10 protein-coding genes are annotated in these 15,152 nt (G+C 36.1%); 3 read left to right on the forward strand and 7 right to left on the reverse strand.

All coding sequences use genetic code 11. From position 1 onward, the window contains the following. Nucleotides 1–265 precede the first annotated feature (265 nt). The gene (locus LPC09_RS13735) at nt 266–2,272 is read right to left on the reverse strand and encodes a penicillin-binding transpeptidase domain-containing protein (RefSeq protein WP_231307574.1); all 2,007 of its coding nucleotides are present in this window, start codon (nt 2,270–2,272) and stop codon (nt 266–268) included. Between the two features lie 196 nt (nt 2,273–2,468). Further along, complete coding sequence (locus LPC09_RS13740; RefSeq protein ID WP_231307575.1) at nt 2,469–4,523, reverse strand: peptidoglycan D,D-transpeptidase FtsI family protein; 2,055 nt, start codon at nt 4,521–4,523, stop codon at nt 2,469–2,471. 152 nt (nt 4,524–4,675) lie between these two features. Between LPC09_RS13740 and LPC09_RS13745 the strand changes: the two genes are divergently transcribed. Beyond that, nucleotides 4,676–5,062, forward strand: coding sequence for a BlaI/MecI/CopY family transcriptional regulator (locus LPC09_RS13745; RefSeq protein WP_098799601.1), 387 nt, complete (start codon nt 4,676–4,678; stop codon nt 5,060–5,062). Between the two features lies 1 nt (nt 5,063). Further along, complete coding sequence (locus LPC09_RS13750) at nt 5,064–6,866, forward strand: BlaR1 family beta-lactam sensor/signal transducer (protein ID WP_231307576.1); 1,803 nt, start codon at nt 5,064–5,066, stop codon at nt 6,864–6,866. Nucleotides 6,867–7,008: 142 nt separating this feature from the next. On the opposite strand, the gene LPC09_RS13755 is transcribed toward LPC09_RS13750, so the two are convergent. The 5 genes from LPC09_RS13755 to LPC09_RS13775 all read right to left on the reverse strand — a co-directional run bounded on the left by LPC09_RS13755 (nt 7,009) and on the right by LPC09_RS13775 (nt 13,783). Then, nucleotides 7,009–8,574: a SagB family peptide dehydrogenase gene (locus LPC09_RS13755; RefSeq protein ID WP_231307577.1), complete on the reverse strand. Its 1,566-nt coding sequence runs from the start codon at nt 8,572–8,574 to the stop codon at nt 7,009–7,011. Between the two features lie 17 nt (nt 8,575–8,591). Further along, complete coding sequence (locus tag LPC09_RS13760; protein WP_442919987.1) at nt 8,592–10,538, reverse strand: TOMM precursor leader peptide-binding protein; 1,947 nt, start codon at nt 10,536–10,538, stop codon at nt 8,592–8,594. A 2-nt stretch (nt 10,539–10,540) separates the two neighbouring features. Then, nucleotides 10,541–12,439: a putative thiazole-containing bacteriocin maturation protein gene (locus tag LPC09_RS13765; protein WP_098799597.1), complete on the reverse strand. Its 1,899-nt coding sequence runs from the start codon at nt 12,437–12,439 to the stop codon at nt 10,541–10,543. A 151-nt stretch (nt 12,440–12,590) separates the two neighbouring features. Beyond that, nucleotides 12,591–12,929, reverse strand: a complete 339-nt coding sequence (locus LPC09_RS13770) for a heterocycloanthracin/sonorensin family bacteriocin (RefSeq protein ID WP_098799596.1) — start codon at nt 12,927–12,929, stop codon at nt 12,591–12,593. Nucleotides 12,930–13,384: 455 nt separating this feature from the next. After that, nucleotides 13,385–13,783: a VOC family protein gene (locus LPC09_RS13775; RefSeq protein WP_231307578.1), complete on the reverse strand. Its 399-nt coding sequence runs from the start codon at nt 13,781–13,783 to the stop codon at nt 13,385–13,387. Between the two features lie 335 nt (nt 13,784–14,118). Between LPC09_RS13775 and LPC09_RS13780 the strand changes: the two genes are divergently transcribed. Next, a complete protein-coding gene (locus LPC09_RS13780; protein WP_098799594.1) occupies nt 14,119–15,117 on the forward strand; it encodes a hypothetical protein in 999 nt (332 codons plus the stop codon). The last annotated feature ends 35 nt before the right edge of the window (nt 15,118–15,152 follow it).

Genomic DNA, 15,152 nt, shown 5'->3' on the forward strand with positions numbered 1-15,152 from the left:
TGCAGACTGTCTCCACTGTGGTGAAGAAAAATGATGAAGAGCTACAATTGGAGTTAATCCATGCGCATGGCAAGTTTCTAAAACATCTCGATAATGTTCGAAATCATTTAAAGATCTCCTGCAGCTTCAAAAAATAAGCAAAGCAGGTTTGATGCTCGTAAACTCCAATTTACCAATCCCTGAAATCGCCGATGAAGTAGGCTACTCAAGTGTAACTTTCTTCTATAAGTGAATTTTTTGATTGATTTCTTAAGTTTCTATCACTTCATTTTAAATAATCTGATAAGGTGTTTTTAATAATTGGTAAGGTTGCATGACTGCCGCCCTTCTCTTTTACATCCTCAAAAACAACTGCAAGAGAGATTTTAGCAGTTTCTAAATCTGTTGCGATAAACCAGCCGTTTTCCGTTCCATTTTCATCAACTTGAGATGCTTTTATTTCAGCGGTTCCTGTTTTTCCAGCTAAAGTAACTCCTGATATTTTTGCATCATTAGCTGTTCCCCCCTCTTCATTGATAACAGCAGTAAATGCACGTTGCAAAGTAGATAGATGGGCAGAAGCTATAGCTGATTCTTTCCAAATTTTTATGCTCTGATTGTCTTCTTGAATCAATGATGGAGCCATAATATTTCCATCGTTGGATAATGCACTATAAGCAAGGGCCATATTTAATGTTGTAACCAATACTTCTCCTTGGCCGTATCCTGAATCAGCAAGCAGGATGTCGCTTTTAATGCTTTCACTATTTGATACTAGACTATCTCCTAATGGATAACCCATTTCTAATGGCTCTCCAATACCAAATCTTTTTGCACCAGCAATAAATTCATCGCTACCTAACTCAAGAGCACTCATCGCAAAATAAATATTATCTGAATATTTTACTGCATCTTTTAAGTTTACAGATGATTGATTATTTACTCTCGTTATACTATAGTTCCCCCAGGAAGAATCTTTTTGCCAGGAACGGCCGTTGATCGAAATTTGCTTCTCCGGATCAATTGTTCCTTTTTCAAGTCCAGCAGAAGCAGTCACTAATTTAAAAACAGATCCGGGTGAATAGAGTTTACTAAAACGATTCACTTCATCAGCAAAATCACTTTCTTCACGAGTTTGTTGTTCTTCCTTTGTTACATATGTTGTATAGCGATTTGAGTTATAAGAAGGCGAGCTTACTAAAGCAAGAACTTCCCCGGTTTTTGGATGAACAGCAGCTGCTGAACCTTTTTCTTCATTCATTTCATCATAGATGATACTTTGTAAATTTGAGTCAATTGTTAACTTAATATCCTGCCCATGCTGTGGTTCTTTACTTGCAATTGTTTCTACCTTTTCTTGATCTCTTACTATATAAATCTCTACTCCATCAAGTCCCCTTAAAGTATCTTCATATACTTGCTCAAGGCCGGCTTTTCCGATAAGTGAAGTCGTACTATAACCTTTTTCTTTGTTCTTTTCCAGTTCCTCAGCCGTAATACTTCCAACGTATCCAAGTAGACGTCCAAAGGCTTTATGATTGATATAGGCTCTTGACGTTTTATTGTTTATAAAAATACCATTAGCACCTTTATCTTGTAATTTTGTTAATATTTCATTATCAGGCATCATGTCTACAATTGGAACGAAATATTTTGGATTTTTATTTTGTTCTAATTTTTTTATGATTCTTTCTTCATTTATGTCTAAAATTGTTGCAAGCTCTTTTATTTTCCCTTCTCGATTGCTTTTATCAAAAACCTCTGGATTGATTCCAACTGTTTTGATTTCTCCATCTTTAGCAAGTGGATATCCATTCCGATCAAGAATACTTCCCCTTGTTGATTTAATCGTCCGAACTTTAATCTTATCTCCTGGTTTCATCGTGGGAAAAATCAAGCTTTCATCCCAAGTAATCTTCCATTCCTTCTCTTCTTTTACTAACGGTAACTGATAAGAGGATGAACTTACTTTTCCAGCTGCAGTGATCATGTTTATAGAGAACGGAATCACGTTTTCCTCATGCTCTTTCTCTATTCTATTCACCCTTATATCTTCAGCTTCAATACCAGAATATATATTTGTATATTTTTCAACAAACTCTTCCTTTGTTATTGTTCTTTTTGATTCAGTTGATAATAAATCATATAACTGATCATGTTTTTGATTTGATAATAGATTTGAAAACTGTTCAAACGTTTCTTCTTGTTTTTTACTGTTTGAGCATCCTGATATTATCAATAAACAAAAAGTTATCATTATAAACAACGGAATTAGTAGATTATTCTTGTTCATAATATATCCTCCTAAAAATTAGCAATACGATTATTACTATTACACTCGTAAGTTTTTAATGCATGATTTATGTACGAGTTTTAAGTTAATTCGTCCATAATTATTATCACCACTCCTTCAATTAATTATTACAATTGTAAGTTTTAAGGGTGAATCATCTAGTTTGCTCTTTTGCTAATAGTATTCGCTTTAAAACTTAATCTACCTTTAAATCAAAATATGCTTTTAAAATTTTTTGTCCTATATACTTATTAACCGGGTCAGTATCACTATCTAAATATGGAACAGCAATTGAGAACGCTACTTCTGGATTGTGAAAAGGAGCATAACCGATTAGTGTTAAATTGTAAGTTGCGTATGTTTTTTTCGTGTTTGGGTCTTGATAAAAAGACTGAGCTGTCCCTGTTTTTCCTGCTGCTTGAGATTCATTGTATCTACGATCTCCACCAAAATATTTATAAGCAGTTCCACCGGGACTTTGGTACACTTGTCTAAATCCTTCTTGCACCTGACGTAAATATTTATCTTCCATTGTGATTTTATTCAATACTTCTGGTTGAAATGCTTGAAACACCGGTCCTATCTCATTAGTACTTGAAGGTGTATGAATCGTTTTTACTAATTGCGGCTTCAATCTATAACCACCATTTGCAATAGTTGAAATATACTGTGCTAATTGCATCGTTGTATAGTTATCATACTGTCCGATAGAAAGGTCAAGGAATAAACCGGGTTTTGTATATGCTTCTTTCCCTATTAACCCATTTGATTCATTAGGAAGATCAACTCCGGTTTTCACACCTAAACCGAACTGACTAAAAACATTTCTAAATTCTTGTACTGCCTCAGGTTTTTTAGGTAGTGACATCCCTGATTGGTATTCCTTCCCCATCATTCCAATGACCGTTTTAAACATATATACATTTGATGACTTTTTTAATGCTCCTTCAATTCCATTTGTACCTAATGATGTTGAATGTGATCCTTTCAATGGTGTCCCTTTTAAATTTAATTTTTCATCACTAAAAATTGTATCAGATATAATGGCGCCCGATTCTAAACCAGCTAATATCGTTGCACCTTTTACTACTGAACCCATTTCAAACTGAGAATTAATTGTTCCCAATGCATAGTCCCGAAACATGTTTTTCCCGTTTTCGCGAACAAGCTGCTTACCAGCCATAGACAGTACTTCCCCTGTGTTAGGGTTCATCATGACGACAAAGGCACGATCTAAGAATCTGTTTCTTCCCTTTGCTCTGCTAAGTTCATCTTGAATCACTTGTTCTACTAGCTTCTGCAGCTCAAAATCAATCGATAGGACGAGATCTCTCCCACGTTGGCCTTCTGAGATTTTCTCTGTTTCCAATAGGTTTCCATTTTGATCTGTTATATGTTTTATCTTTGCTTTTTGACCTTTTAGGATTTCTTCATAAAATAATTCGAGCTGACTTTTTCCAACTCGATCATTTCGGTTATATCCTCTAGATAAATAGTATTCTAAGTTAGAGTTTGGTAATCCTTCTGATGATGATGATACATTGCCTAAAACTGAACGAAAAATATGTTCGTGTGGATAAAGGCGGTCCCAATCAGATGAAAGATCAACATTCGGCAAATCGGCTAAATGCTCTCCTATGATTGCAAACTCTTCGTCAGTCACATTTCTTTTAATAACTTGTGGAGTTAGAGCATAGCCACTATTCATGTTAGTAAATATTGCCGCAACTTTAAGCTCTTCCTTGGAAATTCCCTTTAAATCTTGAGAGTTAATTCGTTCAATTTGTCGATTATACCGATCTTTATCAGTTAACGTTTCATCTAGTAATTCATCTTTTTTAATCTTATTTCTTGCCTGATCAGGTCTAGTGACAATCCAATAATCCTTTAAATCTCTCTCTTTCATATTCTCTTCATCTATATCAATCATTTTCGAAAGCACCTTTGCTGTTTCTACCATTTCTTTAGGAGTTGTTCCCTTCATCCTCGTATACGTAATTGCTTTGACTAGCACATTATCTACAATGACCCTTTCATTTCGGTCATATATTTTACCTCTAGGAACCGGAGTACTAACGACCATATCCACCGTTTTATTTACTTCTTTTTTATATTCTTCACCGTAAACAATCTGAACATAACCAAGTCTAATAATTAGAGCCACAAAAAATAAAAATACGATAAAAAAGAGTATGTTAACCCTTAAAAGTCTATTTTTTTGTACCCTGCGTTGTTCAATTTTAACTGTCAAAACATGATCTCCTTTCGAATTTTTTTGAATGAATAAGCTAAATATTACACATGTAATATTTAGTGTCAATCCTTTTTGTTGCTTCATTGACTTCGTCATATAGGCAGAATATAATAAAAATATTACAACTGTAAGTTTAAAAGGTGGTTTGTATGAAAAAAATACCGCAAATTTCAGATGCTGAATTAGAAGTAATGAAAATAATATGGAAATACCCTGCCATTAATACGAATGAAGTGATTGAAAAATTATCAAAAACAAGTGATTGGAGTCCTAAAACAATCCAAACAATGTTGTTAAGGTTGATTAAAAAAGGAGCACTAAAAAATCATAAAGAAGGCCGTATATTTGTTTATACAGCAAATGTAGAGGAAAGTGATTATGTAGAAGTTGAAAGTCATAGTTTCTTAAATCGCTTTTATAATGGTACTTTAAATTCAATGGTATTAAATTTCTTAGAAAAAGATAAGCTGTCTGAGAATGAAATTAATGAATTGCATCGAATATTAGAAGATCGCAAGAACAAAAGGAAACATTAATATGGACAATTCTTTCTTCACTCTCTTCTTTATTAGTAACATCATTTTATCTGTCATTTTTTGTACGATTATTGGTATAAAAAAAGGATTAAAGAAGCAAATAACTGTTAGTACACAATATCATTTAAGTATGATCTCTCTTTTGGTATTGATTGCTCCTTTTATTCCCACTCATTTTCTAGGGATGAATGATTTAATACACTTTGGAATTAGTTCTTCAACATTAACAAACACCCAATCTCCGGCTAACATGACAGAAACCATGTTTCAGAATGGAAATTGGCAACAAGATTTTCCTACTTCAATTGAACAATCACCTTATCGAATTCTGGATTTTATCTTGTTTTACGTGTGGCTAGCAGGAATGATTATTATGCTTTTGGCTACACTAATTAGTAATCTTAGAATCTATAGGGTCAAAAAAAGTCTAAAAGTAGTTGACCACGGTGAATTATCAATCCTTCTTACAACATGTAAAGAAGAAATAGACTATCAAAAAGGAGTCGTTTTAGGATATTCATCTTTGGTAAAGTCCCCTATTACCTTTGGGCTTATGAAACCAATCATTGTTCTACCACAAGATCAACCCATGCTTAGTTATGACGATATGAGGTGTGTTTTGCTTCATGAGTTGGTCCATTGTAAACGTAAAGATATACTAATTAATTATTTCCTGGGTCTGTCTAGAATCGTTTATTGGTTTAATCCACTCGTTTGGTATTTTTTAAGTAACATGAAAACAGAGATGGAGATTACTTGTGATTATGCTGTTTTAAAAAAGCTGGATGAGGAATCTCAACTTAAATATGGAGAGGTTATTTTAAAATTTGCTTCTCAAGCAAAACAAACCCTACCTTTGATTACTACTTCAGAAATTAGTAGCTCGTATAAACAAGTAAAACGGCGTATTGTGACAATTGTAAATTTCCAAGTAGAATCAAAACAGCAAAAAATAAAAAGTTCACTAATCTTTATGGCTGTTCTTGCTATCATCTTAAGCAGTATTCCTTCTATATCGGTATTAGCCTTTAACAAAGATCAACATTCTTTTTCAGAACAAAATGTGGTGTACAAAGATTATCAGACTCTTTTTCATAATCTTACAGGAAGTGCCGTACTATACAACACTAAGATGGATCGGTACATGATTTATAATGAAGATGAAAGCACAACTAGGTATGCTCCCAATTCCACTTATAAAATATTTAGTGCATTGTTTGCATTAGAAAACGAGATTATTACAAAAGAAAGTTCTAGAATGACCTGGGACGGAACTCTCCACAAATATGATAAGTGGAATCAAGACCAAGACTTATTTACCGCAATGAAGAATTCAACAACATGGTATTTTCAACATCTTGATCAGCAGCTTGGTAAAAAGAAGTTGCAAACTTACTACGAACAAATTGGCTATGGAAGCAAAGATATATCAAGTGACATAGCTAATTATTGGATGGATGGTCACTTAAAAATCTCCCCTGTTGAGCAGATCGATATGTTGAAAAGATTTTATAATAATGAATTCTCTTTTGATCAATCGAACATACAGACTGTCAAAGACTCGTTACTTCTAGAAGATTCAAATGAACTTCGATTATCAGGAAAAACGGGAACTGCAGATGTAAACGGAGAAAATGTTAATGGTTGGTTTATTGGATATGTAGAGACAGCGGATAATACATTTTTCTTTGCCGTTCATATAGAAGGAGAAAAAGACGCAGGAGGAAGGGATGCAGCGAAGATCGCCCTTTCTATTTTGGAGAAGGAAGGTATATATAGACCTAGTGTCAAAAAATCATCATGACTTTTCTAAATACTTTGCAACTATTATAAGTTAGTAGATAAAATGATTGTGTTTACCTATATATTAAAAACGTTCCTTATCATGTAAGGAACGTTTCAATTTTAGCTTTCCTATATTCTTCTGTACTCTTATCTGACTTCTATTAAGTGTAAAGTCTTCCCATTAGCCAGGGCCGTTGTCGATAAGGACCTATTGGAATTTGTATTAAGCTTGTTTTTCCAAGTGGGTCTAAGTTGTAAATATGATCTGTTACGTTCACGTTGAAACCGAGGAGCGGATGCCCGCCCATTTCAAGCGCAGATGCTGCCAAAAGCAATTTTTGGACAAGCATCCCCGTTTCCATTTGTTGAATTCGATAGCCTCTGTAACCAAGTGAATCTTTATAGTGATCATTATCACCAACAACATGCAGGGTGATCGGTACTTGTAGTAAATTAACATTATCTAATGACAACCCAGATTGTAGTAGGAGCCTATGATCTCCTGCATTCACCAGGTATAATGAATGCTCAATATTGTCATAAAAATAAGCTCCATCAGGGATTCCTTCAATATTATACAAACAGACGTAAATAGAGACACGTGAATCATCTGAATGTTCTTTCTCTAAGTCATTTCGATAACGGAAAGATGCTGTTGCCTCATATAGAAGAGAAGCAAGTTCTTGTTTACTTATTTTTTTCAATTGAAAATCCATGTCAGGGGAAAATCGCTTTTGACATGTAGACATAAAATCGTACGAAAGCCGATTAACTAGGGGTAAGGAGACCACCTTACCCTCTTCATTTCTTCTCTCCTTTTTCTCGAACCAGCGAAAAGGTGTAGAATGAAGCATAGAAGCTTCATTCATTTTTATTAACATTGGAAATTCTTTTATATTCTTTGTACGAACGTATTGCTTCGTCTGAATTGGCCTTATTTCTCGTATTAAATCATTAGTTAAAACATTCTCGCTATGACGGTTTCCTGACCACATGGCTGGTTCTACTGTTAGTGGGATGACTGAATATATGCTTTCTTCTTGTTCCTTAAAACCAAGCAGATGGTTAATTGCACGATCAAGATATTGATAATAAACACCTGATGCAAATCCAAAACGTTTTGCTACTTCTATTAACTGCCCCATCAGAACACCTGCATCTAACCCCTGTAGCCTGTAAGAAAAATTATTGTACTTAAAAAAGTTTTTCCAAAACATCGTTGATATAAAAACAGTCCCAAAGCAAGATGTAAGATCACATCGACTTCCAAGTGAACGAGTAAGATAATTATCAAAATTACCTTCACGTAGTAATACTAAACGGTGATGTGAGACATCAAAATGGTAAAGGCCATCAGGCACATCGTCAATTTTTAAATATACGTATAATTCGTTTGGATACAATGCTCCACCTGAAGGAGCAAACCTTCTATATGATTGCATGACTTCTAGCTCTTTCTTGGTAGAAATCATCGGTGCAACAGACTGACTAAATTGAGTAATTCCATAAACATACCAAAGAAAATGACCGATTTTCCGAAGATCTGGTTTTACAGGCACTTCCTGAGCTTCAAGAGTTAGGGGTATATCCAAAGATAGTGGGATTTCGGGTAAGTGATAGTAAAGCTTGTAAGCAAGTGGACCATCTTCCCAATCCACTTCCCAGTTCGGAATGCTTGCTTTATCAATGTCAAAATGTAAGTTATGCAGAAACTCATCAAGAATCACCCTTCCAGCCTCCCTTCTTATGGAAACGGGTGTGGAAGTGGATTAAGCTTTTCACGTGTCAGAGGTTCTGTTGTATACCCCAGTTCCATAGGGACACGTAATATTCTCTCTAACCCTGATATGCGCTTTAAATGATGTCCAAATGTCATCGGAAGCATTCCAGGAATCAACACTTTTACACAATGTAAACCGTTTCGCTTAATTTCCGGTGTTGTTTGATCGATTACAATAACGTCCATGTTTGCGCTTTTTATCGCTTGAAGAATATCTTGAAGATCATCGGTAAGGTCAGCATGGCTTGACCTCCACTTGAATTCCTCGTTAAACGTATTAGCTGGTTGGTTATTGTTAAGTAAAAAATGTAGGCGCTCTTCTGCTTCTGCTAAACCATATAACATGCCATGGTCATCCATCTGTTGAACTAAAGAAGAATCGTGTAACATACGCATATATCCCTCTTTGTTTGCCTCGAATTTCTCATCAAGGGTCAACATCATGCCAGCCAACTCATGAACAGCAGTTTTCACAGCCCGCACCGGATCTAAATGAGCCCCTGCTGCACAGATAAGATTCAATCCTTTTTGCTTTCTGCTTTTTGCCAGTGCGACAATGCTTGGGATTCCGTGTTCCATTGTTGAGTTATATAAATACAAATCATATCCACCAACTGCTCTCATTCTGTCAATCATCAACACTAGTTCTTCATCTTCAGTAGAGTAAGGATCTAGACGAGTCAAAGACAATTGTGCATACCAGGTCATAAGAAACGAATCGCGCTCGACCACTTCCATAATGCCGTAAAAAATAGCCTCTTCTAAACTACCTCCTAATGCACATCCGTTGGAGGTTTCATAGACAAATCCTCGTGAACCACACCCCAAACTATAATAGGCAAGTAACTCTGGAACTAGAATCGGTCGCTCTTGTAAAAATGAATAGCCCCATACCCATTTCATTGGACTTTCAGGATCAAATTTTTCAAAGGGAAAGCCCGAACGTTGATACTGATCTTTTTCATGTTCACCCACCAATTGAGGGTTTAAGGCTTGCTCTTTCAAATTTTCATAGCTATCAAATACTACTGTTCGTTTGCCACGGGGCTCAAGCCCACAGTATCGTTCCAATCCTTCTAAGATCGCAGTTAATTCACTTGCTGCGTATGAATTTGTACGACCGGCTGTTCCCTCATCTCCCTCAAACAAAGGTAAATTTACACTTACGTCGGCAAATGGAGGAATAAGATTATACATTTTATCATTAAGAAGTCCTGTTCGAGAATCAAGATAGTCTTTGTCTAACACGCTTTTCAGATCATCTAATGAACGAGTTCGGTAACTTTCCATACTTACTTTCGGACTTTTCTGAAGAGAAATTCGGGCTAAACCCGGTGAATCGTCAGGTATGGAACTACATACCGTACATTGAGGAACAGGCAAGAAGGAATGCCATGAACTCTTCAATGTTTTGAGGTTGACTATACCAAGCCTCTTCTCTGAATAAAGCTGTTTCTCTTTTATGAACCTTTGAATCTCGGATTTAAGGAGATGAATCATCTGTATGAACCCTGTCCGTGAAGTCCAGGATGAGTTTTGTGTTTTGCCAGAACTCTCTAATTCTTTTTGCATGCGCCACATCTCTTGACGATGATTTCCTGTTAAAACACGTCGTAGATCTGCGCACTCTGAGCAACCAGGAATTCCAGGTTGAACCAAAGGTCCTATAATGCCTTCACCAAATGATACAAAGCCTCGAAGCCACGGGGTATTGCTTGCTCGAAAAACGTCTTCTGCGTTTTGATGAATAGATGGGTTCCATTCATCTTGTAAGACCAGAGCCAAATCAATTGATTCTGGTACAACTGTATCAACTTGAGTTTGACGAATTATCAGATATTCTGAAGAAAGTTCTGTACAAAAAATGTCAGCTAACAAGCCCTCTCCAACAACTAACAAATCAGCACACACCTTCATCCCTCCTCTCGAACGACAACTCCAAATAACCCCGCTAAGCCTTCTTTTAAAATTGGTTCTGCTTCAAGTTCATAGATGGTAAGTTGCTTTTTGTTCTGATTCAATCGTTCCTTAGCCGATTGCAATAGCTCAGAATGTTTTTGATTATCAAAATCAGGGATATTTATCTGTTGAGGTGTTTTTTCATCAAATAATACCGATGATGCGACTAAGCCTTTTGATGTTAAAGGATCTTCTTGATTTTGCAGGTTAAAAAGAGCCTGTTGCAATGCTTTTCTTAACGCCAAGGTTATATTGAGATCTACACTTCCATACCATCCATTTTTCGTCCCAATCCATACAATAGGGAATCCAGTTACTTCCTCTCCTACTCCAATAATGGGTTCACCCTGTATTGTTGATAATGATTGTAAATAATACCTACACCTTTCATCTTCAACTTTCTTTAACTTGACTCGAGATAGAGAAATCATATCGTTTGAGTGATTTCTCTTCATCTTCTGTACTAAATAACTTTGTAACCCGCGACATACACTTTCTGTATATGTTTCACCTGCTCCTACAGAAACTTCTTTTGGCAGATCAAGCACGGTAGATAATCGATTCCCATATGCTTCTAGACCAGCTAAACCCGCTTCCCTCCTAGCCTCCTCATGTGTTAGTCCAGAACAAATCATACTTTTTAATACCTCAGCAGGTCCAACAGACAATGGGTCGGTGGGTAAGACTCGGCACTGAGCTAACGGAAGTTGAACCAAATCACCTTCATCCCAAACTTGAAAAATACCAGTTGATTTTGATGTTAACTTATTGAAAAAAAGTAGTAATTTACCCATTTCTTGTCTTTGCATATCTCCTTGAATTCGCGCCTCATCATCGTCTACAAGTTTAGCACCTGTATGTCCAGTCACAAATGGATGAGGAAGAAAAGTATTCCAGTTACCTTCCATCGTTTCTAAATTCAGTAAAAAGATTTGATTATTCTGTTCTCGTTCCGTTACACCGGTAATGTTTTTAAACAATTCAAAGACAATCAAATTAGAAAGCATAGCTCCAGCCGTGTAGGAAAAGTTTGAAATGTGATTTTCTTTGAAAAGCTGAGATCGATGTATCCTTCTCCATGCAGATTCAAAGCAATGATCTGAATTTGGTAAAACAAAAGGCCCCGCAATTCCTACCTGTTGTAAACATAAAGCCGGAATAAACACCTTGTTTTCTTCTCTACAAATGTTATGTAGGAGCTTTAGCTCTTCTACATTTCCCTCTTGTGACACGTACAAAATATAATCAAATGGTTCCACAATTTCCTTCCAAGAACTTAGTGAAATCTCCCCCACGGCTACCTCAGAATCTGAAATTCGGGCATGTGCCACGAGTTCCTGAAGCCGCTGAATATTCGTCTGATTTCGATCTGTGATGAGTGTTCGAAACTTGGGTAACCCGGAATCTAGTAAAGCTGAAACCAATGAAACAAACATTTCTCCCGAGCCAATTGCCAATGCTTTTGCCTGGCGATATCTCTGAAATCGGAACGCGGCAGAATCTACAAAACTGTCGATAAATTCAATTTGTGAAGCATGCTTTTTTAGAACCTGTTCAGACAATGAATACGGCTGGTCCTGACTCACATCTTTTACAAATCCATTTTGATACAATGTTTCCGCGATTTCGTACACTCGATCTCGATACGGTCCTTGTAATCCGTTTGTTAAACTCTCTAATGTGTGTTCACCATTGAACATTGGTAATAGTTTTTCAACCCATTTATCGATCATACTGCCTTCCATACGAAACGAACTTACATTATTCCGAAAATATACACCGCTGTTAGCTTCAGGGAGAAAAAACGTATCCCTTTTCACCTTCAACCGCATAGAAGGGTACAAATTCGTCATACTGTTCCTCCTTAGCCGTAGCTGCCAGTATCTTTCCATTTCATTACTAACATCTTATGTATCAGAAATTGTCCCATATGTTTACTTTCAATGAGAAAAAGCCTCTACATCAAAATATAGAGGCTTACTGTATTCCATTATGGTACTTATCCTATCTGCCTCCGCAGCGACCTCCGCCTCCACAACGGTTACCATCACTACAACGGCCTCCACCGCCGCAACGACCATCACTACAACGGCCACCGCCACCACAACGGCCTCCACCACCACAGCGACCTCCGCAATTATAGCAGCTGAAACAGCTATAACAACTATAACAACTGAAACAGCTATAACAGTTAAAGCAGCTATAACAGCGAAGAATACTACCGACACCAAAGTAAAACCTTTCATCATCATTATAGTATTGGTTCGGGTCATAAGGTACGGCCTGAGTAGCTTGATAGTCTCCTAGATTTAACATCTGAAGATCATGTTGAAAATCATTCATTCAGTAAAACCTCCTCAAAATATTTGCCTTAAAACAGTAACGAGAGACGAACTTGTAAATTCAAGCTGCGTTTCTGGTAGAAACATACTTCTTCAACAAATTATGTAAATTGGGTGGGTGTTGCTACTGGTAAAAAAGCCTAATTTGAATTTTCAGAAAAGAAGTTGGGAAATAAATTGAATTACCACCTTATAATAAATAGTAACAGCAAATATGAAAGGTGATTTTCTAAATGAATACTTCACTTCTTGAAAAACAATTAAAGGATATGAGCAGCTTCGAAAAAAAGTATTCAGGAACACCTTTTCAAACATTGCTGCATCAGAACTAGCTCTTGATCTTGATAGAGGGACAGGTTCCTTGACACATATAAATGAGATACTGTCTGGTTCGGTTCCTAGTTGAGTAAAATTCACCAAAAAAGGGACAGTGTACCTGTCCCTCTATCCCCGCCTCTATCCCCGTAAGCCTTCTGAATTCATTAAAACGATTCTCCAGCCATCTGGATCTTCAATTGTTACTCCATTATTCCTCCAATAAGGATTTTCTGATTCCACTTCATCGTATCCTAGGGAAGATAATCGATCTTTCACGACTCTTATTTCATCTTTTTCTGGTATGTAAAATACAAGCAGATTATCTTTGGTAGGAGCGGGACATGGACTCCCTTCCATATGCCTAGTAAACTCTAAATGATAATCTACATCAGGTAATCCGAACATTACTCCATCATACCCGTCATGATTTTCAAATGAGCCTACTCTTTTTAAACCTAAACCTTCTTCATAAAAGGTAATCACTTCCTCGAATTTATTTGTTGGCCGCGCAATCCGAAATTGGACGAATTTTTTCATTTTACTCTCTCCTCATCTATTTCTATATCATAATGGTAACCCTCAACAATAAGTATCTTCACGACCAAATGCAGGAATTTCCCCTACACCTTTAGTCGGAGATATAAAAGAACATATTGAATTAAGTATTTAAAGCGTGTAAAAATCAAATATCTTCAATCTACATTTTTATCTCTTTATTCAAGATTGGCACTTTATCCCTAAATCGGGACAGTGTGCCTGTCCCCTCGTCCCAACTCAAGTGACTTTTGTCACATCTTTATTCCTGAACTACGAGCTATAATCAGTTTATCATTCTTATTAACTATATATTTTACATCAGAGGAGCTATATAAATGAAAAAGTCATTTCTATCTATTTTATTCTTAATCATTATATTCTTAACACCTAGTTTTGCAGGAGCACATGTGAAGTGGTTTACAAAGTTAGAGCCTGAGAAAATTTCAATTGAACAGATCTTATCACCTTTATTTATAGGTGTTGCTTTACTTAGTGCGATAATTTTAGCATTACTACCACAAATAATGGATAAATTACTAAACATTCCTTTTGCAAAAAAGGTAGACACAAAACTTTCTGATTGGCGAAAATACTCAAGGTATATTTTAAAATACGGTACAGCTCTATGTTTAACGATCCAAGTAGTAAGTGGGACGATGTTTGCACCAGAGTTTCATATTGAGCATACGTGGCAAATGATCTTCATGTGGATTACGATTGGAGCTTTAGTCATACCTTCCCATTACGCTACAAAACTTGGAGCCACAATGATGTTTGTTTTATTTTCTTATATATGGATCAATACAGGTTGGTTTCATATGCTAGATTATGGATTTTATATTGCAATTATTGGGGTACTTTTAATTGGTCATACAAAATTTGAAAACTGGGGATTTCCTTTTTTATATTTAGGAACTGGTTTAAGCTTATGTTGGGTTGCGGTAGAAAAATGGGTTTATCCAACAATGACTTTGGACATTATTCATCACCATGGAGTGCCTACATTTGGCTTTGATCCTGTTTCATTCACAGTGTTGGCTGCATTTATCGAGTTTTTAATAGGATATTTATTAGTAATCGGAATTTTAAATCGATTATTAGGTTTGGTTGTGACAATTGTGTTTGTTCTCACAACTATGTTATTTGGGGTAACCGAAGTAATTGGACATGCGATGATTCACGTAATTCTTGTCATCTTTATTATCGAAGGCGTATCCTTCTACCAACCTCCAATTAAAATTCATAAAACAAGCTGGGATCAAATAATTTTTGTTTTCCTAAATTTTATCTTTGTTCTATCAACTTTCTTATTAATTTACTATCGATTTGCATAAGATGGGACGAGGGGTCAGGTTCATTGTCCCATGTT

The sequence above is a fragment of the Metabacillus sp. B2-18 genome (genome assembly GCF_021117275.1).
Taxonomy (GTDB): domain Bacteria; phylum Bacillota; class Bacilli; order Bacillales; family Bacillaceae; genus Metabacillus.